This window comes from Variovorax glacialis, from assembly GCF_051216375.1.
GTDB lineage: Bacteria > Pseudomonadota > Gammaproteobacteria > Burkholderiales > Burkholderiaceae_C > Variovorax.
Genome location: NZ_JBPJZT010000007.1, coordinates 87872 through 113591, shown reverse-complemented (window position 1 = coordinate 113591; position 25720 = coordinate 87872). Strand labels below are relative to the sequence as shown.

The 25720-nt window shown below is 67.1% G+C and carries 26 protein-coding genes and 1 pseudogene; 14 read left to right on the top strand and 13 right to left on the bottom strand.

Annotated elements, in window-relative coordinates; translation table 11 throughout:
* Positions 1-41 precede the first annotated feature (41 nt).
* The 4 genes from ACSFBL_RS19660 (at position 42) to ACSFBL_RS19645 (ending at position 7379) form a co-directional block, all read left to right on the top strand.
* Positions 42-758, top strand: a complete 717-nt coding sequence (locus ACSFBL_RS19660; protein WP_435517488.1) for an MBL fold metallo-hydrolase — start codon at positions 42-44, stop codon at positions 756-758.
* Positions 759-769: 11 nt separating this feature from the next.
* Positions 770-6070, top strand: coding sequence for an AAA family ATPase (locus ACSFBL_RS19655; protein WP_435517487.1), 5301 nt, complete (start codon positions 770-772; stop codon positions 6068-6070).
* A gap of 2 nt (positions 6071-6072) precedes the next feature.
* Entirely contained in the window at positions 6073-6837 is a 765-nt protein-coding gene (locus ACSFBL_RS19650; protein ID WP_435517486.1) for an alpha/beta fold hydrolase, read from the top strand.
* A gap of 104 nt (positions 6838-6941) precedes the next feature.
* Positions 6942-7379: a hypothetical protein gene (locus ACSFBL_RS19645; protein WP_435517485.1), complete on the top strand. Its 438-nt coding sequence runs from the start codon at positions 6942-6944 to the stop codon at positions 7377-7379.
* A 27-nt stretch (positions 7380-7406) separates the two neighbouring features.
* On the opposite strand, the gene ACSFBL_RS19640 is transcribed toward ACSFBL_RS19645, so the two are convergent.
* Positions 7407-7580, bottom strand: coding sequence for a hypothetical protein (locus ACSFBL_RS19640; RefSeq protein WP_435517484.1), 174 nt, complete (start codon positions 7578-7580; stop codon positions 7407-7409).
* Positions 7581-7653: 73 nt separating this feature from the next.
* Between ACSFBL_RS19640 and ACSFBL_RS19635 the strand changes: the two genes are divergently transcribed.
* Positions 7654-8403, top strand: a complete 750-nt coding sequence (locus tag ACSFBL_RS19635; protein WP_435517483.1) for a metallophosphoesterase family protein — start codon at positions 7654-7656, stop codon at positions 8401-8403.
* Between the two features lie 4 nt (positions 8404-8407).
* Here the strand turns inward: ACSFBL_RS19635 and ACSFBL_RS19630 are convergent, their stop codons facing one another.
* The 6 genes from ACSFBL_RS19630 to ACSFBL_RS19605 form a co-directional block, all read right to left on the bottom strand.
* Entirely contained in the window at positions 8408-8890 is a 483-nt protein-coding gene (locus ACSFBL_RS19630; protein ID WP_435517482.1) for a Crp/Fnr family transcriptional regulator, read from the bottom strand.
* A gap of 39 nt (positions 8891-8929) precedes the next feature.
* The gene (locus ACSFBL_RS19625; protein WP_435517481.1) at positions 8930-10249 is read right to left on the bottom strand and encodes a hypothetical protein; all 1320 of its coding nucleotides are present in this window, start codon (positions 10247-10249) and stop codon (positions 8930-8932) included.
* Between the two features lie 90 nt (positions 10250-10339).
* Complete coding sequence (locus ACSFBL_RS19620) at positions 10340-11275, bottom strand: DUF5996 family protein (protein ID WP_435517480.1); 936 nt, start codon at positions 11273-11275, stop codon at positions 10340-10342.
* A gap of 20 nt (positions 11276-11295) precedes the next feature.
* A complete protein-coding gene (locus ACSFBL_RS19615; RefSeq protein ID WP_435517754.1) occupies positions 11296-11847 on the bottom strand; it encodes a peroxiredoxin in 552 nt (183 codons plus the stop codon).
* A 51-nt stretch (positions 11848-11898) separates the two neighbouring features.
* The gene (locus ACSFBL_RS19610; protein WP_435517479.1) at positions 11899-12465 is read right to left on the bottom strand and encodes an MBL fold metallo-hydrolase; all 567 of its coding nucleotides are present in this window, start codon (positions 12463-12465) and stop codon (positions 11899-11901) included.
* Complete coding sequence (locus ACSFBL_RS19605; protein WP_435517478.1) at positions 12384-13184, bottom strand: NUDIX hydrolase; 801 nt, start codon at positions 13182-13184, stop codon at positions 12384-12386. Before ACSFBL_RS19605 ends, ACSFBL_RS19610 begins: the two co-directional genes overlap by 82 nt.
* A gap of 10 nt (positions 13185-13194) precedes the next feature.
* Between ACSFBL_RS19605 and ACSFBL_RS19600 the strand changes: the two genes are divergently transcribed.
* The gene (locus ACSFBL_RS19600; protein WP_435517477.1) at positions 13195-13512 is read left to right on the top strand and encodes a hypothetical protein; all 318 of its coding nucleotides are present in this window, start codon (positions 13195-13197) and stop codon (positions 13510-13512) included.
* A 22-nt stretch (positions 13513-13534) separates the two neighbouring features.
* Here the strand turns inward: ACSFBL_RS19600 and ACSFBL_RS19595 are convergent, their stop codons facing one another.
* Both ACSFBL_RS19595 and ACSFBL_RS19590 read right to left on the bottom strand, forming a co-directional pair.
* Complete coding sequence (locus ACSFBL_RS19595) at positions 13535-13768, bottom strand: DNA-directed RNA polymerase subunit alpha C-terminal domain-containing protein (protein WP_435517476.1); 234 nt, start codon at positions 13766-13768, stop codon at positions 13535-13537.
* 39 nt (positions 13769-13807) lie between these two features.
* On the bottom strand, positions 13808-13963 hold the full coding sequence (locus ACSFBL_RS19590) for a hypothetical protein (protein WP_435517475.1): 156 nt from the start codon (positions 13961-13963) through the stop codon (positions 13808-13810).
* Positions 13964-13999: 36 nt separating this feature from the next.
* Between ACSFBL_RS19590 and ACSFBL_RS19585 the strand changes: the two are divergent.
* Both ACSFBL_RS19585 and ACSFBL_RS19580 read left to right on the top strand, forming a co-directional pair.
* Positions 14000-15011 (top strand): annotated as a pseudogene (locus tag ACSFBL_RS19585) (FUSC family membrane protein); the annotation flags it as partial.
* Between the two features lie 102 nt (positions 15012-15113).
* Positions 15114-16280 carry an FUSC family protein gene (locus ACSFBL_RS19580; RefSeq protein WP_435517753.1) on the top strand — a complete coding sequence of 389 codons (1167 nt, stop codon included), beginning with the start codon at positions 15114-15116 and terminating at the stop codon, positions 16278-16280.
* Between the two features lie 11 nt (positions 16281-16291).
* On the opposite strand, the gene ACSFBL_RS19575 is transcribed toward ACSFBL_RS19580, so the two are convergent.
* Positions 16292-16813: a BON domain-containing protein gene (locus ACSFBL_RS19575; RefSeq protein WP_435517474.1), complete on the bottom strand. Its 522-nt coding sequence runs from the start codon at positions 16811-16813 to the stop codon at positions 16292-16294.
* A gap of 444 nt (positions 16814-17257) precedes the next feature.
* Between ACSFBL_RS19575 and ACSFBL_RS19570 the strand changes: the two genes are divergently transcribed.
* Together ACSFBL_RS19570 and ACSFBL_RS19565 are read left to right on the top strand one after the other, a co-directional pair.
* Entirely contained in the window at positions 17258-19822 is a 2565-nt protein-coding gene (locus ACSFBL_RS19570) for a hypothetical protein (RefSeq protein WP_435517473.1), read from the top strand.
* 75 nt (positions 19823-19897) lie between these two features.
* The gene (locus tag ACSFBL_RS19565; protein ID WP_435517472.1) at positions 19898-20521 is read left to right on the top strand and encodes a DUF2939 domain-containing protein; all 624 of its coding nucleotides are present in this window, start codon (positions 19898-19900) and stop codon (positions 20519-20521) included.
* 16 nt (positions 20522-20537) lie between these two features.
* On the opposite strand, the gene ACSFBL_RS19560 is transcribed toward ACSFBL_RS19565, so the two are convergent.
* The gene (locus ACSFBL_RS19560; protein WP_435517471.1) at positions 20538-20876 is read right to left on the bottom strand and encodes a hypothetical protein; all 339 of its coding nucleotides are present in this window, start codon (positions 20874-20876) and stop codon (positions 20538-20540) included.
* 141 nt (positions 20877-21017) lie between these two features.
* Between ACSFBL_RS19560 and ACSFBL_RS19555 the strand changes: the two genes are divergently transcribed.
* Positions 21018-21836, top strand: coding sequence for a class I SAM-dependent methyltransferase (locus tag ACSFBL_RS19555; protein ID WP_435517470.1), 819 nt, complete (start codon positions 21018-21020; stop codon positions 21834-21836).
* A gap of 15 nt (positions 21837-21851) precedes the next feature.
* Here ACSFBL_RS19555 and ACSFBL_RS19550 read toward each other — a convergent pair whose 3' ends face one another.
* A complete protein-coding gene (locus ACSFBL_RS19550; protein WP_435517469.1) occupies positions 21852-22754 on the bottom strand; it encodes a LysR substrate-binding domain-containing protein in 903 nt (300 codons plus the stop codon).
* 96 nt (positions 22755-22850) lie between these two features.
* Between ACSFBL_RS19550 and ACSFBL_RS19545 the strand changes: the two genes are divergently transcribed.
* Positions 22851-23627: a sulfite exporter TauE/SafE family protein gene (locus tag ACSFBL_RS19545; RefSeq protein ID WP_435517468.1), complete on the top strand. Its 777-nt coding sequence runs from the start codon at positions 22851-22853 to the stop codon at positions 23625-23627.
* Between the two features lie 14 nt (positions 23628-23641).
* Here the strand turns inward: ACSFBL_RS19545 and ACSFBL_RS19540 are convergent, their stop codons facing one another.
* Positions 23642-24055 (bottom strand): M23 family metallopeptidase, encoded by a 414-nt coding sequence (locus ACSFBL_RS19540; RefSeq protein WP_435517467.1) that lies wholly within the window; start codon positions 24053-24055, stop codon positions 23642-23644.
* 25 nt (positions 24056-24080) lie between these two features.
* On the opposite strand from ACSFBL_RS19540, the gene ACSFBL_RS19535 reads away from it, so the two are divergent.
* Complete coding sequence (locus tag ACSFBL_RS19535; RefSeq protein ID WP_435517466.1) at positions 24081-24539, top strand: hypothetical protein; 459 nt, start codon at positions 24081-24083, stop codon at positions 24537-24539.
* Positions 24540-24648: 109 nt separating this feature from the next.
* Complete coding sequence (locus ACSFBL_RS19530) at positions 24649-25701, top strand: glycosyltransferase family 2 protein (protein WP_435517465.1); 1053 nt, start codon at positions 24649-24651, stop codon at positions 25699-25701.
* Positions 25702-25720: the final 19 nt, after the last annotated feature.

Below are 25720 nucleotides of genomic sequence, written 5' to 3'. Positions count from 1 at the left end.
GCCGAAGTACGCTCGCGGATTCCGAGCACAGGAGTCACCTGATGGATGAGCTGCCCCCCGCCCTGCCGCACGGCGAGCTGGAAGAGGTCTTTCCCGATGTCTTCTTCGTCACGGGGACGATGAAGACGGTCCTGATGGGCGCACCGTGGCACTTCAGCCGCAACATGACGGTGGTCCGCGACGGCGATGCACTCACGCTGATCAATCCGGTCCGGCTCGACGACGCCGGCCTGGCGCGGCTCGATTCGCTCGGCCGCGTCGTCAACGTCGTACAGATCGGCGCGCTGCACGACGAGGACAACGCGTTCTACCAGCAGCGCTACGGGGCCACCTTCTGGGCCCCGCCCGGCACCACGCATGGGCACGGGCTGCAGGTCGACAAGCCCCTCGTGCCGGGCGGCGAGGTGCCCTTCCCGGGATGCAGCGTGTTCGCCTTCGACACCACGAAGCTGCCGGAAAGCATCATCCGCATCGATCGCGCGGGCGGCATCCTCGTGGCCTGCGACGCCCTGCAGAACTGGGTCGAGCCGAACGAATACTTCTCCGACGGTTCGCGCGAGATGATGGCCGGGATGGGCTTCTTCCAGCCCGCCAACTTCGGCCCGCTCTTCTTGCAGGTCAACGAGCCCAAGGGCGAGGACTACGCCCGCCTGCGCGCACTGCCCTTCCGCCATGCCCTCTGCGGACACGGTTCGCCGCTGCGCGACACTGCCGCCGAGGCCTACGCCGAGCGGACGCGGCAGGTCTTCGGCATCTAGCATCGGCCCGCGTGCTCACGATTCCCGGCTACCAGATCGGCGAGCGCATCCACCAGTCGCAACGGCGCTCGATCCATCGCGCCGTGCGCGTCGCCGATGGTCATGCGGTCGTCATCAAGACGCTCGATGTCGAGTACCCCGGCCGGCAGGAAGTGGCGGAACTGCGCCGCGAGTTCCACCTGCTGTCGCGCCTGCAGGCGATCGAGTCCGTCGTGCGGGTGCATGCGCTGGAGCCATGGGGCAACGGCAACCTGGCGCTCGTGCTCGAACCCTTCGGCCATTCGCTGGCCGAGGAAATCGAGGTGCTGAGCGAGCGCGGCCTGCGGCTCGAAAGCCTCTTCCGCATCGCGATCTCGCTGGCCGATGCGCTGGCGCGCGTGCACGCGCTCGATGTGGTGCACAAGAACATCGAGCCGCACAGCATCCTGGTCGACGATGCCGACGCAATCCGGCTGATCGACTTCAGCATCGCATCGGAGCTGTCGCTGGAGCGGCAGAACGATGCGCTGTCGCGCCGGCTCGAAGGCGCGCTGCGCTACATGTCGCCCGAGCAGACGGGCCGCATGAACCGCCTCCTCGACTACCGGTCGGACTTCTACTCGCTCGGCATCACGCTGTTCGAGCTGCTCACGGGCGAACTGCCCTTCCACGCGCACACGGTGCTCGAATGGGTGCACAGCCACATCGGCAAGGCGCCGCCCTCGCCCAGCGATCTCGATCCGAGGATTCCATCGCCGGTCTCCGCCATCGTGCTCAAGCTGATGGCCAAGAACGCCGAGGACCGCTACCAGAGCAGCTACGGCCTGATCGAAGACCTCGGGCGCTGCCAGCGCGAGCTGGCGCAGACCGGGAGCATCACGCCCTTCGCGCTTGGCCATCGCGATGTGTCGCGCAAGTTCAACATCCCGCAGCGTCTCTACGGACGCGAGCCGGAGCAGGCGGCGCTGCTGGCGCTGTTCGAGCGCGTCGCCGCCGGCGGCACCGAGTTCTGCATGATCTCGGGCCACTCGGGCGTGGGCAAGTCGGCGCTCGTCAACGAGATCGCGAAGCCGCTGGTGCGCCGGCAGGGCTTCCTGATCCAGGGCAAGTTCGACCAGTTCCAGCGCAGCACGCCCTACTCGGCGGTCTCCCTGGCCTTTCGCAGCCTGGCGCGGCAGCTCATGGTCGAATCCGGCGAGCGCCGCGAAGCGCTGCATCGCAAGCTGAACGCCGCGGTGGCGCCCAATGGGCAGTTGCTGGTCGACCTGATCCCCGAGCTGGTGCAGATCATCGGCACGCAGCCGCCGGTGGCCGAACTCCCGCCCAACGAAGCGCAGAACCGGCTGCAGATGGCCTTCCTGAACTTCGTCCGCGCGGTCGCGAGCGAACAGCCGTTGGTGATCTTCCTCGACGACCTGCAGTTCAGCGATGCATCGACGCTCAACCTGATGCGCTGGCTCGCGACGGCCCGCGATCTCCCGCACCTGCTGTTCATCGGTGCGTACCGCAGCAACGAGGTCGACGTCGGCCATCCGCTGCGGCTCGCATTGAACGAGATCCAGCAGAGCCGCGCGATCCATGAACTGGGGCTGCTGCCGCTGGCCCAATCCGCGGTGGAGAACCTCGTCGCCGATGCGCTGCACACCGACGCCGCCACCTGCCGGCCGCTGGCCGAACTGCTGCACGAAAGGGCGCAGGGCAACCCCTTCTTCCTCACCGAGATGCTCCGCACGCTGGAGCAGGCGCGCGCCATCGCCTTCGCGCCCGATGCCGGCCGCTGGCGCTGGGACATGGACGCCGTGCGACGCAGCGGCCTCGACGGCGACGTGGTCGACTTCGTGCTCGCCAATCTGCGCAAGCTGCCGGATGCGACCCAGCGTGCGCTGCAACTGGCGGCCTGCATCGGCGACTCCTTCGATCTGCGAACGCTGTCGATCATCCACGAACGTCCGATGGACGAGGCCGGCGAGGACCTGCTGCCGGCCTTGCAGCGGCATCTGGTCGTTCCGCTCAACGAGGACTACAAGCTGGTCGGCAAGGCCTCCGGCGCCGAGGGACTGAACCCGACCTACCGCTTTCAACACGACCGCGTGCAGCAGGCGGCCTATGCGCTCATCGACGCCGACCACAAGGAGGCTGTCCACCTCTCGATCGGACGGCTCATCCAGCGCCACGCCAGCGAGGAAGAACGCGAGCAGCGGCTGATCGAGATCGTCGGCCACCTCAACGAATGCCGCCGGCTCATCGTCGACCCGGACGAGCGCCAGTCGCTCGCCCGCATGAACCTGGCTGCGGGCATCCGGGCCCAGCGTTCGTCGTCCTACGAATCCGCGCTCGGCTACCTGCGCATCGGCCTGGACCTGCTGCCTGCCGATGGATGGACCAGCGACCCCGATCTCGCGATGACGCTCGCCACGGAGTACCAGCAGTGCGCCTACCTGACTGCCCGCTTCGACGAAGCCGAATCGTGGATCGAGCAGATGCTGGCGCACGCCCGCACCAACGTCGAGAAGGCCGAGATCCTCTCGATGCGGACGCGGCAGTACGCCACCACCGGCAAGATGGAAGCATCGATCCAGGCCGCGACCACCGGGCTCGCCCTGCTGGGCATGCGCCTCGGCGACAACCCCGACCGCGCCGCGATCGGGCGCGAGATCGCCACGGTGCGTCGCAATCTCGCCGGCAGGAAGATCGCCGAGCTGATCGGCGCACCGCCGATGACCGACCGCGCGCACCAGGTCGCGATCCGGCTGCTGATGGAGATCTTCCCGGCGGCCTTTCTCTCCGGCAGCGGCAATCTCTTTCCGTTCCTCGTGCTCAAGGCCGTCAACATCTCGCTGCGCCACGGCAACAGCCCCGAGTCGGCCTTCGCCTATGCGGCCTACGGCATGCTGTTGTGCGGCGTGCTCGACGACCCGGCCCTCGGCTACGAGTACGGCAAGCTGGCCGTGGCGATGAACGAGCGCAGCGACGACATCGCGCTGAAGTCCCGCGTGATCTACCTCTACGCGATGTTCATTCACCACTGGAGCAACCACTGGTCGACCATGACCCCGTGGTTCCGCCGCGGCATCGAGGCCGGCTACGAGTCGGGCGACCTGCTCTACCTCGCCTACAGCGCACAGGACTGCATCATCTGGGACCCGCGGCTCGACCTGGAGACGGCCGCGCAGGAGCACGCCGATTTCCTGACCATCGTGCGCGACTGCGAATACCAGGACTCGCTGGACTCGGGCACCCTCTTCCTGCAGATGCAGCGCAACTTCCTCGGCCTGACCGACGGGCTGTGCTCGATGAACGACACCACTTTCGACGAGCAGCGCTGCCTCGAAGGCATGCAGCAGCGCCGCTTCATGACCGGCGTCGCCAACTATCACATCTACAAGGCGGAGATCTTCCATTTCTACGGCCAGCATGCGCAGGCCCTCGTGCACGTGCGCGAGCAGGACAAGCTCATCGCCTCAGCAATGTCGCTGCCGCAACTGGCGCGCTTCTACATCGTCGCCTTTCTCACGCTGGCCGCCTGCCTGCCCGGCATGACGGCCGACGAACAGGCCGCGACGCGCATGCGCATGCGGGCCGACCTGCGGCGCATGACGCGCTGGGCGGTGAACTGCCCCGCGAACTTCCTGCACCTGCAGCGGCTGATGCAGGCGGAGCTTGCCCGGCTCGATGGTCGCGTCGAGCCTGCGCTGTTCGAATACGAACAGGCGATGGACGCTGCCCGCAACGCCGGCTTCCGCCGCGACGAGGCCATGGCCAACGAACTGGCCGCAAGGCACCTGCTGGCCGCCGGAAGGCGGAAGCAGGCCGAGGGCTATCTGCGCGCCGCACGCAACCTCTACGAAGCCTGGGGCGCGCGGCGCAAGGTCACGCACCTGGAAGAAGAGTTCAGCTCGCTGCTTCGCACGACGGCGAAAGGCGTCGACTCGGCCTCGCTCGACCTCGCTTCGGTGCTCAAGGCCTCGCAGGCGATCTCCAGCGAGATCACGCTGGAGCACCTGTGGACGACCACGATGCGGATCATGCTGGAGAACGCCGGCGGACAGCGCGGCTGCTTCGTGGTGCGCGACGAGGGCCAGTTGATGATCGAAGGCCTCTGCGAGACCGGCCCCGAGCCCGTATTGCCCGTGCGCGCCATCCCCTTCGACACCAACGAGGGCGCGCTCGCGCTGCCCATCTCCATCGTCTACCACGTGCTGCACACCAACAGTCCGATCGTCCTGCAGGACGCCGCGCGTGCCGGACGCTTCGCGCGCGACGCCTACCTGCTCGCGCGCCAGCCGCAGTCCGTGCTGTGCATTCCGCTGCAGCGCAACCGCAAGTTCGAAGGCGCGATCTACATGGAGAACAGCCTGACGGCGGGCGTCTTCACCGACGACCGCATCGAGCTGATCAAGCTGCTGGCGGCGCAGGTGTCCATCTCCATCGAGAACGCCCGGCTCTACAAGGACCAGCAGCGGCTCATCGACGCACAGCGGCGCTTCGTGCCGAGCCAGTTTCTCGAAAGCCTCGACCGCCGCGACATCGCGCGGGTGGACCTGGGCGAGAACGTCGCCAAGACGATGACCGTGATGTTCGCGGACCTGCGCGGCTTCACGCCGCTGGCGGAGCGGCTCGACCCGCGCAGCATCATCGACCTGCTGAACCGCTACTTCCGCAGCATGGAGGAGCAGATCACGCAGGCTGGCGGCTTCATCGACTCTTTTGCCGGCGACGAGATCAAGGTGCTCTTCGACACGCCGCCGGACGCGGCCGTGCGCGCGGGGATCGACATGTGGCGCGCCTTGGAGGCGTTCAACGTGAAGGCCGCCGCGCTGGGCCAGCCGATGCTGGCGGCGGGCATCGGCGCCAACACCGGGCCCGTCGTGCTCGGCACGGTGGGCGGCGTCGACCGCATCCAGTGCACGGTGATCGGCGACACGGTGAATCTCGCCTCGCGCATCGAGCAACTCACCAAGGTCTACGGCGGGCGCTTCCTCATCGGTGAGCCGATGTTCCGCAGCCTGCAGCAGCCGGACGCCTTCGCGCTGCGCCGGGTCGATCGCGTGGCGGTCAAGGGAAAGAACGTCGCCGTCGATCTGTACGAGGTCATCGACGCGGAACCGGCGGATCGCCGCGCGGCAAAGCTCGCGACGCGTGCGCAGCTTGATTCGGCGATGGCGCTGTACTTCCAGCGCGAGTTCGACGCGGCGATGGCCCTGTTCGAAGCGATGAGCGAGGCCGACCCCGACGACGCAGTGCCGCGCCTGTTCGCCGAGCGATGCGCCCGATTCCTGAACGAGCCGGTTGCCGTCGACTGGCAGGGCTTCGAGCGGCTGATGCACAAGTAATCATGGAGACATGGACGATGTACATGGAACAAGGCGGCGATGGCCCGGACCTGCTCCTCATGCTGCATGGGATGGGTGCCACAGGGGCGGTATGGGCGCCGATGTGCGCCGAGGCGGGCGCCCGGTGGCGCGGACGCTGGCTTGTCCTCGACCTGCCCGGCCACGGTCGATCCGATCGCCAGGACAGCTACGCCATCGGTCAATACGCCGCCAGCGTGGCGCGTGCGGTGCTGCCAAACATCCAGCCCGACGGCCAGCTCGTGGTTCTCGGGCACTCGCTCGGCGGCGTGATCGCTCTCGCGCTGGCGACCGGCTGGTTCGGTGTCACGCCGCACCGGGTCTTCGGGGCCGGTATCAAGGTCGCTTGGAGCGATGACGACCTCCTACGGATGGAAGCGGTGGCGTCGCAGCCCGCCAGGAACTTCGCCACGGAAGAAGAAGCCTGGGCGCGCTACCTGAAGGTCGCCGGGCTTGCCGGCATCGCGAGCGCGGCGGGGGCGGTCGCGGCGCGGGGCGTTCGACCGGAGGCCGACGGATGGCGTCTTGCCATGGACCCTCGGGCCAACGCGGTCGGCAAGCCGCCGCTGACCGAATTGACCGCCCTGGCCCAATGTGCCGTGCATCTGGGCCGCGGGCGCGACGACGCGCTGGTGACCACGGAACAACTGCGCGGCCTGGACCCGGAGGCCTCGGATCTGGGGCCGCACGGCCACAACGTGATGGTCGAAGCGCCCGGGCGGGTCTGGGACTGGCTGGCCTCGAAGTGACACTTCCGGGCCCTGTTACGCAAAAGAACCGTCTGGTGTCCACCGGACCGCGATCCGAACGTTGATGGATGTAGGCTCGACCTGCCCTTCTTTCGGAGAATTTCTTGATCTTTCATCGCCCTGTGTTCGCCAAATGGGCTTGTTCCGCAGCCGTCGCGGCGGCTGCGCTGTCAGCGGCCGCTGCCGCCCATGCCGACGTGAGCCTGTCCGTCGGTGTCGGCGGCCCGACCTACTACGAGCCGGCGCCGGTGTACCAGGCACCGCCGCCCGTCTACTACCAACCCGCGCCGCCCGTCTACTACGAGCCGGCACCCGTCTACCAGGCACCTCCACCGCCGGTGTACTATCGTCCGGCGCCGGGGTACTACGCACCGCCGCCTGCCTACTACGCGCCGGCTCCGGGCTACTACGGGCACGGACAAGGCCGCCCGCCGCCGCCGAGGCTGAGCGACATGCAGCAGCGTGCGCTGGACAACTGCGTGCTGCTGCCGGCCAACGAACAACGCCGCTGCCGGGCCACGGTGCTCTCCACGACCCGCTGAGTGATCGCGCGGTGCGCTGCGCCGCCGTCAGATGGTCACGAGATCGATGATCCCGTAGCCGATGATGGCGAGCAGTGCAAGGATGCCGAACATCATCAGCGGCACGCCCCATCGCGTCGACCGCGCCGCAAAGCCGACCGTCATGACGCCCGCGGCGATACAGCTCGCGATAGCCGCAGTCTGGGGCGTGAATTCGGGCATCTGTTGATGCTACCCCGTTCGCCAACCCGGCCAGAGCCCGCACAATGCGTGCTCCGTCGCAGCAGCCCACGTCGTGCGCATCCTCCTTGCCTCTGACCTTCACTACGCGTTGCCTCAACTCGATTGGGTGGTGCGGGCTGCGCCGTCCTACGACCTCGTGGTGCTCGCCGGCGATCATCTCGACGTGAGTTCGCCCGTGTCGCTCGATGCGCAGTCGGTCGTGTTGCTGCGCTACTTTTCGCTGATGAATCCGGGCAAGTCGCTCGTTTTGGCCTCTGGCAATCACGACCTGACGGGGCCGGACACCAACGGCGAGCGGGCCGCGCTGTGGCTGCCCGAGTGCCGCCGCAGCGGCGTCTTCACGGATGGCGATTCGTTGACCATCGGCGACACGCTGATCACGATCTGCCCCTGGTGGGACGGCCCCGCCGGCCGTGCCGCGCTCGACCGGCAATTGGCCACTGACGCTGTGCAACGGCCCGCCCGCTGGATCTGGATCTACCACTGGCCGCCGACCGGCTCGCCCACCTGCTGGACCGGCAAGCGGGAGTACGGCGACGCGGACCTCGCCGCCTGGATCGCGAGCCATCAACCCGAGTTGGTGTTGACCGGCCACGTGCACCAGCCGCCCTTCAAGCCGGATGGCGCCTGGGCCGATCGCATCGGCCGCACCTGGGTCTTCAATGCCGGCAAGCAGATCGGGCCGGTGCCCGCCCACATCGTGATCGACCTGGACGCCGGCACCGCGGTATGGCGCTCGCTCATGGGCGAGGAATCGCTGGCGCTCGATGCCGAGCACGCACCGGCGCGCTCGGTGTTCTGAACCGTCAGTAGTCGGGGTTCGGTTCTCGCGCCGAGCCGGGCTGGGCCGGCGGCCCCCGGCGGTGCGCCAATTGGCCCAGCACCTCCGACACCATCGCCAGCCCCGGGGAATCGCCGTACTGATTCTTGAGGTCGGCGAGATAGCTCGTCACGAAGTCCAGGCGTTCGGCCAGTCCGGCGGCGATCAGGCGCATGACGGCCGGATCGCTCGCAAGCAACTCGGAACCCTCGGCCGCGAAGCGGACCACGCTCGGTTCGAGCGCCACGACGGTGGCGGTATAGGGTGAATTCAGCAGCAGCGAGATCTCGCCGATCGCCGCGCCCGGGCGGCGGATCGACGTGATCGGGATGCCGTGCTTGCGGATTTCCACGCAGCCCGAGACGAGGATCCACATGCCGTCGCCGGTGTCGCCTTCGCGTACCACCGTGTCGCCGGCTGCCAGGTCGATTTCAGGCAGGCCGGCGGTGCGCCGCAGTAGTTCTTCCATGCAGCGATGTTAGGCCAACCGGCGCCGGCGCGCGACCTGTCAGCAATCGCAGCCGAAGCACGGCGAGAAATCCGCGCCGCCCTTGCTCTTGCAGCGCTCCAACGCCTGCGCGTAGGTGTACATCGGCGAGATCGTCTTCGGGTTGAAGCACAGGTCCATCTGCGCGAGCGCGCAGATCGTCAGGCGGTCGTCTTCGCTCGGCGGCTTGGGTGCGCCGCTGCCGTCCGCCGCGCCGAACCATCGCTGGCAGGCCTTCTGCGCCGCCTCCGTGGGGTCGACCTCTTCGCCTTGCCTGGCCGCTTCGGCGCACAGGCCGAGGAAAGTCGCGGCCACCAGGTCCTGCGCCTCGTACTTGCGGATGTCCGGAATCTGGCTCGGGTCGTCCGTGCAGCGGCCGGTCACGCCGGCGGCGATCATGTGGTTGGCGACCATGTAGGGCGTCTTCTTCGGGCTGTCGGGGTTGATGCGGACGAAGCCCGCCTGCAGCACGTTGACCGTGGGCGATCCGTTCCCGTCCTTCGGCAGATGCTCCTTGTAGCGGGTGCGAAACCAGCCCGGCGCCTGCGGGTCGTACAGCGGCGAGCCGCAGACGAGCAACGGCAGCGTCGTCGGGTTGGACGCATTGGCCGGCGGGTTCAGCATCAGTTCGAGCATCGAGCGCACGTAGGTGTGGCCGCTTGCCTCGTTGTCGTAGAACATCGACGTGAGGCTGATCGGGAAGTAGTCGTTCGGGTATTCGCTCTCGCCGGAGCCGGGCGCGGCGATCGGGTTGACGTCGAGGATCGAGTGATAGCGGCGCGGCTCGTCGATACCCGCGCACTGCAGCAGCTGCGCCCAGCGGTGCAGCGTCATGTTGTTGAGGTAGTCGGCGGTGCGGTAGGCGACGATCGGCGGGTAGTGCATCAGCGTCACGGCCTGATGGTTCGCGATCGGCATGCCCAGTGGCAGGCAGGGCAGCCACTCCGAAGGGCCGTCGCTGCGGTTCACCGGAAAGCCGGCCATCGGATTCCACGCGGGGGTCTTCCGGCATGCGTCGGCGCCGTCGAGCGCCAGGCCCGAATGCTCGGCGTCGAGCATGGCCACGTGCATGGCCGCGAACTGCTCCGCCTTGAGCGCGAAGGCAGGCAAGGCGCGGAAGGCCACCATGTAGCCCGTCGCACCAGCGCCCTTGCTCACGGCAAGCGAGCCCGGTTCGATCTGGATGCCGTCCTCGGCCAGCGAGCTGGCGGTGAAGTGCGCGATGACGTCTTCGTAGGTCTCGAGCTTCAGCGCACTGCGCGTCTTGGGGTTCAGGAGCGACGGGTCGGGATAGACGCGCTCCTGGTAGGCACGCGAGCCGGGCAACGGGTACATGATCACGAGATCGACTCCTTGTGGCGTTCGCCGGAGGAATCTCCGAGCCCGGACGTGGAGCGCAATGTATCGGCTATGCCTGCGGCTGTACAGCGATCAGGGCCAAAGCGCGGGCGGGCGGTCGAGCGATGCCCTGTCCCACTGCGCAAGATCGGCTGCCGCGTCGTAGGTGGATTGCAGGAAGGACAGGAGTGCTTCGTCCGGGTCCGCCGCAGTGCGCACCGCCTCGTACGGCAGGATGAACTCGCGCATCTGCGTGTCGTAGCGCGCGACGGCCGGCTGCACAGCACGGCTCGCGTAGCCCGGCGGTTCGGGATACGCATAGGCATAGAACGAAGCCTCCGCCACGGGTCCGCCACCGGGCCAGAACCCGCAACTGCTGCACTCGTGCGAGTAGGCCTCGACCATGACGTGATCGGGACAGTTCGGAACACCGCCGGGGTGAGGCGGCGCCTGCCGTCCCGAGAAGCGCGTGGCCGCCAGGTCGAAAGCGCCCCAGAAGAAATGCGACGGGCTCTGCTTGCCGCCGAAGCGGCCCCGGAAGCGCTTCAGCACGCGATCGGCCTGCACCACGATGCGCCACCAGCGATGGACGGCGTCCGCATCGTAGGACGTGTGCGTCCGGTCTTCGGCGAAAGGGATGGCCGTCTCGACTTCCACTGGCGACGGCATCAGCTTGGGGTCCACGCCGAAGATACGCAACGCTTCCTGGTAGCGAGCGAACCAGTCGGCGACGGACATCGGCACGAGGTCGAAGCTGTGCGAGGCACCGTCGCTGCACGTGAGCACCAGCGCGTGCGAGACGAAATCGAATTCGACGGCGAGCGTGCGTTGGCCGCAGGGCATGGGCGATGTCGTCAGACCGCGCGGCGTGACGTAGAACGCGACCTGCCACCAGTGGTTCTCCATCGGCGCCAATGCCAGCCGCGTCTTGCCGACGATCTGCGTCCACATGTGCAGGGTGGCGTAGGTGTCGCGCCATTCGGAGAGCGAGAGGGCCGGCCAGTTCGGGGTTGTCTGCGCTGTGTCCATGGCATCGGGCCTTCGAGCGGCTATTTCTTGTCGCGGTTCTGCGGGAGTTCCTTCACCGCGGCCAGCATCTTCTCGACGTGCTTGTCGTGATCGAGGTTCTGGTACTCGGCCGCCACGGTGCCGTTGGGCGCGATCACATAGGACACGCGGGTTGCGTACTGCGGACGCGCCGGCACCAGCGCATCGAAGGATTGGCTGATCGACTTGTTCGCGTCCGAGGCGACAGGGAACTTGCCCTGGCAGGCCTGGTTGGAGAACTTGGTGAGCGTGTCGATGTCATCGGTCGAAACGCCGATCACCGTGGTGCCGAGCGCCGCGAACTTGTCGACCGCCTCGGCGAAGGCGTGGGCCTCCAGCGAACAACCCATGGTGAAGGCCGCCGGGAAGAAATACAGGACGACCGGCCCTTTGGCCAGGGCGGCCGAGAGGGAGTAGGTGAAGGTCTTGCCGCCCATCGCAGCCGGCGCGCTGAACGTCGGGGCGGGCTGGCCGACATCGAGCGCCGCATCGGCCGGCGCTGCGACTCCGACCGCGAGCATCGCGAGCGCCGACGCGACTGCCCTTCTGGCCAATGACTTCATGTCTTCGCTTCCGGGAGTTCGAAGAGTTGCATGTTATTCCAGTCAAGCGCGCCGGATGAAGCCGCGCGAAGGCGCCAGCCACTCGACCTCGCCCGCATCGAAGGCGCCGGGCGAATCGGCATCGACGACGAACAGCGTCTTCTCTTCCTCGAGCAGGAAACTCACGCCTGCATCCTCCCGATCGGACGTACGGTGCACGCGCAAGGCGCAGCCGCCCAGATCGATGCGGTGGCCGTGCGGCAGCGTGGGGAGGTGCATTTCCAGCGTCCATCGCACGCGGCCGGGTGCCGACGCGAGCAAGACGTCGGCGTGCGCCTCGTCGCCCTGTCCCGCGTCGATCAACGCCCATTCATCGCGGTCTCCGCGAATGAAGTAGCTGTTGACGAGCACGTCATCGCTCAGGGCCGTGACGCGCAGGACACGGGGCGACAACTGCATCGCCAGCCCCTGCGAAAGCGCGTACCGGCCGATCACGAGCCCATCGGGATCGATGCGGGACAGTTCTTCGTAGGCCGGGTCGCCGGGATTCACCGGCTGGCGGCCGGCGGGACCGTCCGCGATGCGCGGCATGATGAGCGGGATCTCGCGTGCCTCGCGCGCGTAGGCCATGCACGCCTCCGCGCTGTCGAAGGTGGCAAGGTGGCAAGGTGCTGGAGGATGCGCCGCTGCACGTTCATCAGCTTGAGTCCGCGTGCAGGATCGAGCGCGTCGGCGGGACGGAACCACGTGTGCTCGACCGTTTCCCGCCCGTCGGGCCGCGCACTCTGGCGCTGCGGCTCGATCGCCACGAAGAAGCGTGTGTCGAATCGGCGCGGCATGCCGAGCGGCGTGAGCCAGTGGCTGAAGTAGGCCAGCCGGTCGACGGCCAGGCGCCAGCCACGGTCGGTGCACAGCTTGCCCAGCGCATCGCCGCCCTCTTCCACCGCCAGCCGCATCGCCGCGAGTTCGTCGACCGGCATCGCATCGAGTTCGACCAGCGGGCCATCGGCGCCGCTGGCAAAGAGCAGGCCGGCTTCCTCGAAGCATTCGCGAACTGCCGCCACGTAATAGTCCAGCCCGTGCGCCGGCAAGGCGAGACGCGAGGATGCCGCCGCATCGTCGACACCGATGCACAGCGCATGCAGCGCGCGGTCCTGCGCGTCGAGCGTGCCGCCGGGGAAGACACTGGCACCACTGTTCTGGTCGGCCTCTTTCTCCGCGCGCCGCAGCATCAGCACTTCCAGGCCGGACGCGCCATCGCGCAGGACGATCAGGGTGGCGGCAACGCGCACGGGCCGCACCGGGGCGGGGGAAGTGGCTGGGGATGGGGCATGTGTGGGTGTTGTCATGGAGCGCCGCATGTTTTACCAGCAAGCGCCCCTGAAGACCCGTCGCGGCGACGACGCCGGTACGTCGCCAATTTTGGGGACGCACGGAGACCGCGGCTGTTCCAAACTTCCCACGATCGACGGAGGTGTCGTGGTCAAGAAGATTCAGCTCAACAATGAACAGTGGAAAACGCTCGAGGCCTTGCGCGAGGCCCATGCCCAAGGCTACCCGACCGATTCGATCAAGGTTTCCGAGCGTCTGCGGTCTAACGGGCTCGTCGCGTCGGACCGCCACGGCTACAAGTTCCTGACCGAGCAGGGCCTCCAGCGCCTGAACCAGGGGCGTTGAGCGGCAACCCCGTCTTCAGTGCTCAGTCCGCGAGCTGCAGTCCCCTCTGGTTGACGCTCTCGACGATCTCCCTCAACGAGTTGCGACCCAGGCGCGAGAGCGCGAAGAGCTTCCTGGCCGGGACCCTCGTCACGTCCCGCACCGTGTGGAGCTGGTTCACGCGCAGGACCTTGGTGGTGCGAAGAGACAGTTCAAGGACGGCGATGTCGGCATCCAGGACGGCGTCGGCGGCAGCGGGGTTCGGGCGATGGTCCATGGCAAGCTCCTCAAAAACATTGGCTGGAACTTGCACAGTTCATGCCATCGGACCAAAGTGAGGAAACGCAGGCGTTTCATTCGAGAAATCGCTGAGATCGCCTGAAATTGAAACAGGCGGATTGTTCGATTTCCGGGCAACTGCCTGCTGTTCGCACAGGGTTTTCCAGACCCCGGGCGCGGTCTGGAGCACCATCTTCTGCGCCTCGATGGCACGTATCGTGCACTGTCCATGCCGATGCCTCCTTCCGCAGTCGACACTTTCCGGCAGCGGCTCCGCGCGGTGGCCAGCCGGGCCCAGGCGCTTCGTGTGCTGCTCACCCTCGGAAGCCTGATGGCGATCTGCGCTTTCATGGGTCGTCCGGAGGCGGTGACGCCGCTCTTCCTTGGCGCCATTGCGAGTGCGCTGGCCGAAACCGACGACAGCGGCCGCGGGCGCTTTCGCGCGCAGGTGGTCACGCTGGTTTGTTTTGCGGCGGCGGCCTTCGCCGTGGTGGCCCTGATCCGATCGCCGGTCCTGTTCGTCACGGGGCTGGCACTCGCCGCCTTCTGGCTGACGATGCTGGGCGCGGTCGAGGCCCGCTACAAGGCCATCGGCTACGCCACCCTGATCCTCGCGATGTACACCACGCTGGGCATCCAGAACCAGCCGGCGACCCAGGAGGTGCGGTGGCGCGAAGTCCAGCTCCTGCTGATCGGCGCCGCGTGGTACGGCGTGTTCTCGGTTGCGTGGTGCGCGGCCTTCCCGGCGCAGCCGGTGCAGGCGCGGCTGGTCAGGCTGTTCTCGGTGCTCGGGCAGTACGTGCGCTTCAAGGCTTCGCTGTTCGAGCCCTTGCGCGGCATCGACATCGAACGCAAGCGGTTGTCGCTCGCGCAGCTCAACGCCGAGGTGGTGAGCGAACTCAACGCGGCCAAGGAGAGCATCTTCCGGCGCATCGGCAAACGTGCGCCCACCGGCCGCATTGCGCGCTACCGGGGCCTCTACCTGATCGCACAGGATGTGCACGAGCGTGCGAGCTCGTCGCACGACGACTACAACGCGCTCGCCGATGCCTTCTTCCACAGCGACCTGCTACCGCTGCCAGCGCGTGCTGGACATGCAGGGCCAGGCCTGCCTGCGCCTTGCGCAATCGATCGCCCGGCGCGAGCCCTTCGCGGTCGACAACGCGACCGTCCAGGCGCTGGCCGACCTGCGCAGCGCCATCGACTACGAGCACGCACATGCCGACGAGCCACGGCGGCAGGCCCTGCTCACTTCGATCGAGGCCCTGGCGCGCAACCTGGCGCAACTCGACGGGCAACTCGCCGGCGCCAGCCAGCCCACCGCGAAAGCCGGTCGCAACGACATGGGCCTGCTCGACCGCTCGCCGCGTTCATGGCGCGACGGAGTGGACCGGGTGCGGCGACAGCTCAGCCCGAAATCGGCCCTGTTCCGCCACGCGCTCCGGCTTGCCGTCGCGCTCCTGGCCGGATGGACGGTGATGCGGCTGATCCATCCGGCGCAGGGCTACTGGATCCTTCTCACGACGCTCTTCGTCTGCCAGCAGACCTGGGGCGACACCATCTCGCGCATGGGCCAGCGCATGGCCGGCACGGCGGTCGGCGTCGTCGCCGGCTGGGCATTGCTGGACCTGTTTCCACAGCACCTGGTGCAGTCGCTGCTCGCCGTGGTGGCCGGCGTCCTGTTCTTCACGACGCGCACGACGCGCTACCTGCTGGCGACCGCCTGCATGACGGTGCTCGTGCTGATGTGCTTCAACCTGGTGGGCGACGGTGGCGTGCTGATCGTGCCGCGGCTGATCGATACCGCCATCGGCAGCCTGATCGCGGGGCTGGCCATGCTGCTGGTGCTGCCGCACTGGCAGGCCAGGCGTTTCAGCGAGCTGGCGGCCACCGCGATGCGCGCCCACGAAGGCTACCTCCGCGAGATTGCCGGGCAATACCGATCGGGCCCGCGTGACGACCTGGCCTACCGGCTGGCCCGACGCAACGCGCACAACGCGGATGCGGCGCTGTCCGCGGCGGTGTCAGAGATGTTCCGCGAGCCCGGCTTCGTGCGGCCGCGCGCGGGCGTGGCCCTGCGCTTCCTGATCCAGTCGCATACCCTGCTGAGCTATCTCTCCGCCCTGGGCGCACACCGCACGGCCCTGCGCAATCCGGAGGATGTCGGCGCCGTCCGCGCGGCGGCGGAAGCCACGGCGGCAAGGCTCGAAGCGCTGGCCGACGGCCTCGACAAGGCATCGGTGAATCCGTCGGAGGCCGAGGCGAGTCTGGCCGTCCTCGAAGCGCTCGCGCCCGCAGCCGCACAGGAAGGGCAAACGGACCCGACCGTGCATCTCGTTCGAACCGAACTCGGCTTGATCGGCTTGCAGATCGAGGCGCTGCGCGGATTTGCCCGTAAATGGCTGCAACTCGAAGAGGACGCGCCCTCGCCCTCCACGGCTGGGGCGTGGAACGGCCTGGCCCGTCCCTTCCCGGACGAGATCCAGGAGGCAGGGGACTCGCGGGGTTAGCCGCGCTCCCTTCAGCCGGGACTCACGACCAGTTCGTTGTCGACGCGCGAAACGCCACTGACCGCCTTGGCGATATCCCCGGCCCGCGCCTTGGCCGCCGCGCTGGGCGCCGGGCCGGTCAGGTGCACCGTGCCGTGCTTGGTCCGGACATCGATGCGTGAACCCTTCAGTTCGGCGTCCTTGGCCAGCGCGGTGGACACCGAGAACGTGATCGAGGCGTCGTCCGTGGTCGCCGCCGCGCCCGAACCCACATTCTTGAGGGCATCCTTGACGGCCGCTGCGTCCTGTTTGACGTCGGGCGAGGTGAGGTAGGCACGGGTCTTGTCCCGCGCGACGTCCGCCAGTTCGGCGGCCTTCCGGGCAGCGGCGACGGTCGCCTGTTCCGTCTTGTCGACAGCCGCATCAACCTGTCCGCCAGCCGACCCCTGGGATGCGCGATCGGTGCATCCAGCCAACTCTAGAGCGCAAACTATCGCGATCAGCACATATCGGGAGCGCACCGTTGCGCGCGTTCCACACGAATCTGTTGTCATTTCGCATCTCCTTTTCGCCTCTTACAAATTAGGCGATGGCGCACCTTTTTCGCTGCTGGCGGCAGCGCAAAAACGTGTAGGCGGAGGTCCCGGCAGGGTCCCGGACGGCGCCGAAGTCGAGACACCTTGCAACATCTCGAAAGATAAAAGCAGATTCTGCAATGTTGCCTACGGTTACACGCAAATCTTGCAATTAATCAAGAAGTTCACGTTGAACTCGTGACTGTGCATAACGGTTGTAACAGCGCCTTAGGGAACCCAATACACATTGGGAAAAGATTTGAAAGAACACTTGCCGCGTAGGAGGCCTCCCACGTACAAACCGTCATCTTTCCAAAACTTGAGGTTTTTTGTTTGAAATCAATAGATAAAAGTTCTCTTTTGCTCCTTATTGCTGCCGGAACACTCGCCGGCTGCGGGGGCGGAGGAAGCAATGGCAGCGGCTTGGGCGCCGTTGCAGGAACAAACGCCGCTGCCGCCACTGTCGCGGCAGCCGATTCGAACGCGACCGGCACTTTGGTCGCCGACCCGAGCGCAGCCAATGCCTCGACGGTCAAGTCGACGAACTCCCAGAAGGTCACCCACCTCGCCAACGAAGGCGAAATCTTCACCGTGCCGGTGTACACGGACGTTCGTTTTGGCAGCGGTACCAGCTGGACGAGCCGGGGCGTGCCGGCCAACACGGCTGTCATGTGCCACGTCGACGTCTTCGGCAACCCGGGCGTGCCCGCGCCCCGCGTCTGCGAAACCGGCACTGCCGATGCGCCTGCTCCGGCTCCCGCGCCCGCTCCGGCTCCGGCCCCTGCGGCGCCTGCTCCGGCGCCGGCACCCGCTCCGGCCCCGGCGCCTGCTCCCAGCGGCTACGTCAAGGTAGCCAACGAAGGCGACATCTTCACGGTTCCCAAGTACACGGACGTTCGCTTCGGCAGCGGCACCAGCTGGAAGAGCCGCGGCATCCCGGCCAATACGCAGGTCATGTGCCATGTCGACGTGTTCGGCAACCCTGGCGTGCCTGCTCCCCGCACGTGCGAAGCGGCCGGCACTGCCGCCCCGGCACCTGCTCCGGCACCGGCGCCCGCGCCTGCTGCCCCGGCACCCTCGCCGGCACCGGCTCCCGCCCCGGCACCTGCACCGGCCCCCGCGCCGGCTCCCGCACCTGCACCCGCTCCCGCCCCCTCGGCGCCTGGCGCAGCCCTGCCTGGTGACGTGGTCGACTCGTCCGGCAATATCGTCGCCAAGGCCTACAACGACATGGCCGCCGCGTACAGCGGCAGCGCCGGCCTCGCCTACCGCTACGGTCCCGATGCCGCGTCCTATGGCGCCGGCGGCGGCACGCAGCTGTACGGGCCGCGCGGGAACCAGACCTTCCCGGAATACCCGTACACGTGGCAGATCGGATCGCGCACCGGCAATGCCGGCTCGTACTCGACGAACCAGGCCAACCTGGTGTTCCAGGCGGACAGCCCGTCGACGAACGTCGGCGTGACCGACTTCCAGGTCTCCGGCTTCATGTACAACACCTTCGCGCAACTGCCCCAGCTGAGCTGGACCATTGCAGCAGCCCCGGGTGGCGGCATGAACAGCCTCAACGTGATGGCGTACAAGTCGGCAGGCGTCGTGTCGGGCGACCCGGTCGCGATCGCCCGTTGCGGCGGCCGCGCCGGCTTCTGTGCCGAAGCGCTCGTGGCGTTCCAGAACGGCGTCATCGGCACCGTGGGCAGCAACACGGCCAGCAACGACACGACCGTCAAGCTCCCGGCCAACAAGGTACCGACGGGCATCGCCATGACCAACGACAGCGAGTTCGCGCTGGTCACGGTGTGGGACACCCAGACCCAGAAGGGCCAGGTTGCCGTGGTGGCACTAGCCGGCCTGTGCGATGGCTGTGATCCGTACAGCAACGGCACCAACGGCAAGCGCGCCTATTACGACTGGTGGCATGAGTGGATGTCGCCCTACCCGGGCCTGGCCAACATGGGCAACATCGCCTTCATGAAGATCCTGGGCTACATCGACCTCGTCGCGAGCGACGGCACGGCGATGAACGCGCCGACCGAGATCGCCGTGACCACGGGCATGGACCAGTTCCAGACCATGCTGGTCGGCGGCAACTTCATGGGCCTCGACAACCCGTTGACCAACCAGGCCAACCGGCAGAACTTCCTCAACGGAAGCTACGCGGGCAAGTACGCCAAGGGTGGCATGGCGGTGGTGGTCTCGAAGTCGGAGAAGAAGGCTGCGTTCATCGACCTGAAGCCACTGTTCAGCTACGTGAACAGCGTGTACTTCGGTGGCGACGTCAACACCTTCAACTCGCGCATGGCGAGCCTGGGTCAGGCGGATGGCCAGTGGCCGTACTCCTTTGCGAACACGCCGTCGCAGAAGCCGACCGTGGCGAAGATCATCTCGCTGGCCGACAAGCCGACCGCGGTGAAGACCACCATCTTCGGCGGCACGCAGCGCGCCTGGATCGCGACGCAGGACGGCTCGCTGCGCACCTACAACCTCGGCAACTACGCGCCGGGCGGTACGGTGGCTTCGCCTAGCGCATCGCAGATCTCGGAACTCACGCAGTTCGCGATCAACGTCGGCCGCAATCCGACCTCGCTGGCCACGTCGAAGGGCGAGCCGGACAATGGCAACATCGAGCCCAACAACGAGCAGGTGCTCGTGACTTCTCGCGGCGATCGCAAGATCTCGTGGGTGCGCTTCGGCAGCAATGCCAGCGTGATCCGGACGCTGCAGGATCCGCGGATCCAGGATCCGATCGCGGCTGAAGATGCGGAGAACTTCGCCAACACCGGCTACGTGATGACGGTTGCCGACTTTGCCGGCAAGGGCATCCACAACTTCCGCTACGGCCCGGTGATCTTCTCCGACGGCGGCTCGTGCCCGAAGGCCAGCGGTGGCTGCCCGGTGGTTGCGACCGGCTCGACCAAGATCGAGTACGGCGGCAAGATGTCGCTGCCCGGCAAGCCCTACCAGGTGAACTCGGCCAACGTGCCCTGACCTGAGCGCCGCATAGCGCCCATCGAAACGGCCCGCCTCGTGCGGGCCGTTTTTTTGCGCGTGCAGAATCGCGCAATGAAAAGCAGAAGTCTTCTTGCAGCCGCACTGATCCTTCTTGCGGCCCTCGCGGCCTACTGGTATTGGTCACCTTTCCTGGCCGTGCGCCAGTTGCAGACGGCAGCCCAGGAAGGCGATGCGGAGACCTTCAACGCCCACGTCGACTATCCCCGCGTCCGAGACAGCCTCAAGGGCCAGTTTTCCGCCATCGTCGCGCAGAAACTGGGCACGCAGCATTCGCGCAATCCGCTTGCGGCGCTGGGCAGCATGATCGGCCTGGGCCTGGTGAATCAGCTGGTGGACGCGATGGTGCGTCCCGAGACGGTGATGGCCGCGATGAAGAACGGGCAACTGGCCAAGCCTGCCGCCGCGCCTTCTCCGCCTGCACCGCCGCCTCAGGCGGCAGGCGAAGCGCCTTCAGCGGCCGACACTGCCCCGCCACCCGACCGCGCGCCGACGGAGAACAAAGCGCGTTGGGTGATCGAGCGTCAGGGCCCGAGCAAGATCACCGCGTATGCCGTCGATCCCGCGAAGCCCGACGCGCCGAATTCTGAACGGCTCGGCCTCGTCTTCGAGCGCAGTGGATTCGTCGACTGGAAGCTCACCGAACTGCGGATGCCCGCGTCGGCCTTCGGCAAGTGAGCCCGCCGACCAGTGACTAGTACTTGATCGTCACGCCGGCCTTGACGCCTGCGTTGTTCTTCCCGTCCGAGAAGGCATCCGCCGAAAACGAGCGCTTCCCGCCCGTGCTGGCGCCGACGGAGTATTTCGATCGCTCCGCCGAGGTATCGACGCCGGCGCGAAGCCCGCTTCCGTCGGGCCGCTCCACGCCAAGCGTGGCGCCGTTGGTGTTGACGGAGGTCTCGGTCGGCGTCACGTTGGGATTGACGTAGACCGTGCCCTTGTCGCTGCTGTCGAGCGGCAACTTCAGATCCTCCGCGAACACGCCGGTGCAGCAGGCGGCCAAACCAATGGAGACAAGGATGGACTTTTTCATGCCCGTGCACCCTAGCAGCGCGGCGCCGAGGCACGGTGGGCGGGGTGCGCCTGGCACTGTAGGAGATTGCCTGCGCCGCGCCTAAGATCCTCTACGCTGCTGCCGCGACATGTTGCCGGCGACAGAGAAAGGAAGTGGCTCATGGCCGGATCCCCTTCGGACGCTCTCTTCGCCGGTTCGATTCCCGAGTTGTACGACACCCTGATGGTGCCGATGATCTTCGCGCCCTATGCCGAGGATCTCGCCGGACGCGTTGCCGCGCTCCAGCCGACCCGCGTGCTCGAGACGGCGGCAGGAACCGGCGTCGTCACACGCGCCATGGCGAGTGCGCTGCCCGCCGCCGTGGAACTGGTGGCCACCGACCTCAACCAGCCCATGCTCGATCGCGCCAAGGCGACCGGCACCAGCCGGCCCGTGACATGGCAGCACGCCGACGCGATGCAACTGCCCTTCGCCGACGCCAGCTTCGACGTCGTTGTCTGCCAGTTCGGCGTGATGTTCTTCCCCGACAAGGCGCACGCGTATGCCGAGGCGCGGCGCGTGCTGCGTCCCGGCGGCACCTTCCTGTTCAACGCCTGGGATCGCATCGAGGAGAACGAATTCGCCGATGTGGTCACGCAGGCGCTGGCGGCCCTGTTTCCCGACGACCCGCCGCGCTTCATGGCGCGCACGCCGCACGGCTACTACGACCGGATCGCGATTTCGGCCGACCTCTCGGCGGGCGGCTTCGGGGCGGCGCCCGGCTTCGAGACAAAGGAAGCGAGAAGTCGCGCGGCTTCGGCAGAGACGCCCGCCATCGCCTACTGCCAGGGCACGCCCCTGCGCAACGAGATCGAGGCTCGCGGCGGCGCGGATCTGGCGACGGCCACGGCAAGGTCGGCTGCGGCGATTGCCGCTCGATTCGGCACCGGGCCGGTCGACGGAAAGATCCAGGCGCACATTGTCTCGGTCACGAACTGAGCGGGGCCGCGGCGGTCATCGCCGCCCCGCTGGCGCTTCCGCGAGAAGGTGCTCCAGCATGCGGCGCGCGTTCAGCGGCAGCCCCTCGATATCGCGCACACAGGCCAGCAGGTAGCGCTCGGCCCATGCCTCCGCAACGGGAATGCGGCGGATGTGCATCGACGAGGCGGAACGGTCCGCCGCCGCCTTGGGCACGATCGCGATGCCGATGCCCTGCTCGACCATGCGGCACACGGCGTCGAAGCCGCGGACCCGCACGCGGTAGTTCAGCCGCTTGCCGAGCCGCCGGGCATGGAGCGCGACGTGCGCCTGGAGCGGATTTCCTTCCGCCAGGCCGACGAAGCGCGCATCGACCACCTCGGCCAGCACAACCTTGCGCCGGCGCGCGAGCGGGTGGCCGCGCGGCACGATCAGCACCAAGTCGTCGCGCCGGAACACGGCACTCTGCAGTCCTTCGACATCGACCGCGTCGGTGACGATGCCGATGTCGCAGAGCCCCGCGCGCACGGCATCGACGATCTCCGTGCTGCCCTGCTCTTCGAGTTCCACCGAGACGCGCGGATGCTGCGCGAGGAAGGTGCCCAGGGCCTCGGGCAGGTGTTCCGTCATCGCCGAGGTATTGCACAGGAGCCGCACGTGGCCCTGCAGGCCGGCGCCGTACTCGCCAAGATCGCCGCGCAGGCGCTCCATCTGCTGCAGCACCAGCCGGGCGTGATGGACCAGCGTGTGCCCCGCTTCCGTCGGTTGCACGCCCCGCTTGGAACGCAACAGCAGCGGCGTGCCGAGGTCTTCCTCCATGCCGAGCACGCGCTGGCTCGCCGAAGCGAGCGTCATGTGGGTCTGCGCAGCGCCGCCGGTGATGCTGCCGGCGTCGACGATGTTCGCGAACAGCCGAAGGTCGGTGAGGTCGAATCGCATGGTGCCGACGGTAGCACGGCATCCTCAGGCTGGGACTGAGGCAGCGTGTGCGAGATCCGCATTTTCGACCTCGGGCGTTCTCGCGACACTGGCCGCATGACGAATACGGAACTGGTCGCCTTGTCGGGTCAAGGCTTCATGGTGTGGGCAGTGGTCGCCGCGGTCTTCACGCTCGCGGGCACCGTCAAGGGCGTGATCGGGCTGGGGCTTCCGACGCTGTCGATGGCCTTGCTGGCCGTCTGGATGCCGCCTGCCGCGGCCGCTGCATTGCTGATCGTGCCCTCCCTCGTGACCAATGTGTGGCAACTGCGGCCCTGGGCCACATTGCGGCGGATCGCGTGGCGCCTGGGCGGCATGCAGGCCGGCGTGGTCGTGGGAACGCTCTCGGCCGCGTGGACCTTCGGAGCACCGGCCGGTGCGGGCGCCGCCGCGGCTCTCGGTCTTTCCCTGGTCGGCTACGCGGCGTGGGGACTGTTGGCTCGGCCACTGAGGCTCCCCGCGCGGCACGAACGCTGGCTCGGCCCGATCGCGGGCATCCTGACCGGCGGAATCACCGCGCTGACCGGCGTCTTCGTGTTGCCTGCCGTGGTCTACCTGCAATCGCTGGGGCTGACGCGCGACGAACTGATCCAGGCGATGGGGCTCTCGTTCACGACCTCCACCATCGCCCTGGGCCTGGCGCTGGCCGGGCAGGACAGCTACTCGGTGCCCTTGTTCGGTGCTTCACTGGCCATGCTGGTGCCGGCGATCGCGGGCATGGCCATCGGACAGTGGATCCGGGTGCGGCTTCCGGTGCCGGTCTTCAAGCGATGCTTCTTCATCGGCCTGGCGCTCTTGGGCGCCTACATGGTGCTGCGCGAGCTAATGACCTGAAGGAGGATCGACGCTCACTGCGCTTCGGAGGCCGCGGCCGGTGCGGCAGCTTCGCCGGATTCCAGATACTGAAGCGGGTCGACCGCGTTGCCGTTCTTTCGCAGTTCGAAGTGCAGCTTCACGCGATCGGACTCGGTGCTGCCCATGCGGGCGATCACCTGGCCCCGCTTCACCGACTGCCCTTCCTTGACGAGCAACTGGCTGTTGTGCGCATAGGCGGTCACATAGGACGCGTCGTGCTTGATCATGACCAACTGCCCATAGCCTCGCGGCCCGGCGGCTGAATAGACAACGCGGCCGTCGCGTGCCGCATAGACCGGATCGCCCTTCCCACCTGCGAAGTCCACGCCCTTGTTGCGACGTCCGTCGAAACGGGCGATGACCGCGCCGCCTGCCGGCTTGAGGAAGTTCCTGTCCGCCTTCGCCACCGCCGCGGGTTTCGGATCGGCCGCCTTGCCGCGCGATCCGCTCTTCGCGGTCTTCTTCGCGCTCGAGGATTTGGCCGTGCGTGTGGATCGCGACGACGAAGCTGAAGAGGGTTCGGCATGCGACTCGGCCTTCGATGAACTCGATGCCGCGGCCGCTTTCGAACTCGTTCCCGATGCGGGTGCAGGCTTCGAAGCGCAACCAAGCAACGCAAGCGCCGTGACCGCAGCGGCGAAGCCGAAAGAAATGAAACGAAATGCAGTTGCGCCAGGTGGCGGCGATTCGATGAATGGGGATGTCGTTTGTCGAAGAAGTGCCATGCCCCCGACTTTATGCGGTCACGCAGCGCGATTAATCTTCAGACCCTCGCCAGAGTCAGCGATAGGGCAGCCTTGTCACACTATCGTCAGCGTTTTCCGACGAAATACGTGGCAACAAGATGACCACGCAGCGCAGGGTTGCTCCGCAAAATCACCCGTCGCATGACTCCGAGGAGGATGTGTCGGCACAGTTGGTGCTACCTGTCTGAATCCGTCATATGAAGGCTGCAAGAATGTCCGATAGCTCTCCAGCCCGTCTTGCGATCGAACCCCTGATGTTGAGTGAACTGCCACCGAAACCTTCGGTGAGCGTGGCCATCATCTGCTTCAACTACGGGCGATTCCTCCCGGAATGCCTTGACAGTTGCCTCGACCAGACGGCGCCGCCCGACGAGATCGTCGTCGTGAACGACGGCTCGACCGACAACTCGGCGGAAGTGATCGACGCCTACGCGTCGCGCCACCCGGCAATCAAGGCCATCCATCAGGCCAACGGCGGTATCTGTTCGGCCACCAACGCCGCGATACGCGCTTGTTCCGGCGATGTGGTGGTCCTGCTCGACGCAGACGACACCATGGCGCCCCAGCGTATCGAAATGGTGCTCAGCGCGCTGCGCAGGCCCGTCGATGGCCAATACCCCGGTTGGGTCCATCACCGCATGCAGCGTTTTTCCGACGGACGCCCGCATCTGGGGCTCGCACCCCACTACCCCGGCGGCAAAGGCCCCGAGGGCTGGCTCGTGGAAGAGGCCGTGACGGCGGCATCGACGCCGGTGCTCTCGCTGACCTCGGCATTGGCCTTTCGCAAGGAGGTGCTGGCGGCCATCGGGCCCCTGGACAGCGACCGGCTGATGTACCAGGACCTGCAGCTGTGCACCGCGGCGACCTTCCTCAGCGCCACGGCGTGGATTCCCGAACCCCTGACCCGCTACCGCGTTCACGACACTTCCGCCACGTCGGGATCGATGATCACGCTTGATCAGATCCGCGCGACGCGGAAGCGCGCGAGCCGCTACGACCAGTGGCTGCGCGCACAGCTCGAGAAGATCAAGCCGGGAGCGGCCACCCTGTGGCGCCCGCTCGAAGACCAGGGCGGCTATCTCTGGCTGACCTTCCTCGAACGGTGGCTCTCGGGTAACGGCAAGGATCGCCAGTTGCTGCGCAAGGTGCTGCGGCATCCCGACACCCTGAATGCGCCCCGGCAGCATCGCGTGTACTACTACGGCAGCCTGGTGCTGCCGCGCTCCCTGTTCGTCACGTATTCGCGCCTGATCTTCGGAAGCACGCCGCTCAAGTCCGCCTTGCGAAAGGTGCTCGGGCGCGCCTGATCCTGCGCCGGCCGCGCCG

Excerpts from the sequence above, each read along its gene's own strand:
- ACSFBL_RS19600 (WP_435517477.1), top strand. The coding sequence starts at position 13,195 with ATGTTTTACCAGCAAGCGCCCCTGAAGACCCGTCGCGGCGACGACGCC.
- ACSFBL_RS19550 (WP_435517469.1), bottom strand. The coding sequence starts at position 22,754 with ATGCGATTCGACCTCACCGACCTTCGGCTGTTCGCGAACATCGTCGAC.
- ACSFBL_RS19590 (WP_435517475.1), bottom strand. The coding sequence starts at position 13,963 with ATGGTGCTCCAGACCGCGCCCGGGGTCTGGAAAACCCTGTGCGAACAG.
- ACSFBL_RS19555 (WP_435517470.1), top strand. The coding sequence starts at position 21,018 with ATGGCCGGATCCCCTTCGGACGCTCTCTTCGCCGGTTCGATTCCCGAG.
- ACSFBL_RS19630 (WP_435517482.1), bottom strand. The coding sequence starts at position 8,890 with ATGGAAGAACTACTGCGGCGCACCGCCGGCCTGCCTGAAATCGACCTG.
- ACSFBL_RS19580 (WP_435517753.1), top strand. The coding sequence starts at position 15,114 with ATGGGCCTGCTCGACCGCTCGCCGCGTTCATGGCGCGACGGAGTGGAC.
- ACSFBL_RS19610 (WP_435517479.1), bottom strand. The coding sequence starts at position 12,465 with ATGGCCTACGCGCGCGAGGCACGCGAGATCCCGCTCATCATGCCGCGC.
- ACSFBL_RS19660 (WP_435517488.1), top strand. The coding sequence starts at position 42 with ATGGATGAGCTGCCCCCCGCCCTGCCGCACGGCGAGCTGGAAGAGGTC.
- ACSFBL_RS19545 (WP_435517468.1), top strand. The coding sequence starts at position 22,851 with ATGACGAATACGGAACTGGTCGCCTTGTCGGGTCAAGGCTTCATGGTG.
- ACSFBL_RS19530 (WP_435517465.1), top strand. The coding sequence starts at position 24,649 with ATGTTGAGTGAACTGCCACCGAAACCTTCGGTGAGCGTGGCCATCATC.
- ACSFBL_RS19650 (WP_435517486.1), top strand. The coding sequence starts at position 6,073 with ATGGAGACATGGACGATGTACATGGAACAAGGCGGCGATGGCCCGGAC.
- ACSFBL_RS19620 (WP_435517480.1), bottom strand. The coding sequence starts at position 11,275 with ATGGACACAGCGCAGACAACCCCGAACTGGCCGGCCCTCTCGCTCTCC.
- ACSFBL_RS19595 (WP_435517476.1), bottom strand. The coding sequence starts at position 13,768 with ATGGACCATCGCCCGAACCCCGCTGCCGCCGACGCCGTCCTGGATGCC.
- ACSFBL_RS19640 (WP_435517484.1), bottom strand. The coding sequence starts at position 7,580 with ATGCCCGAATTCACGCCCCAGACTGCGGCTATCGCGAGCTGTATCGCC.
- ACSFBL_RS19560 (WP_435517471.1), bottom strand. The coding sequence starts at position 20,876 with ATGAAAAAGTCCATCCTTGTCTCCATTGGTTTGGCCGCCTGCTGCACC.
- ACSFBL_RS19575 (WP_435517474.1), bottom strand. The coding sequence starts at position 16,813 with ATGACAACAGATTCGTGTGGAACGCGCGCAACGGTGCGCTCCCGATAT.
- ACSFBL_RS19565 (WP_435517472.1), top strand. The coding sequence starts at position 19,898 with ATGAAAAGCAGAAGTCTTCTTGCAGCCGCACTGATCCTTCTTGCGGCC.
- ACSFBL_RS19605 (WP_435517478.1), bottom strand. The coding sequence starts at position 13,184 with ATGACAACACCCACACATGCCCCATCCCCAGCCACTTCCCCCGCCCCG.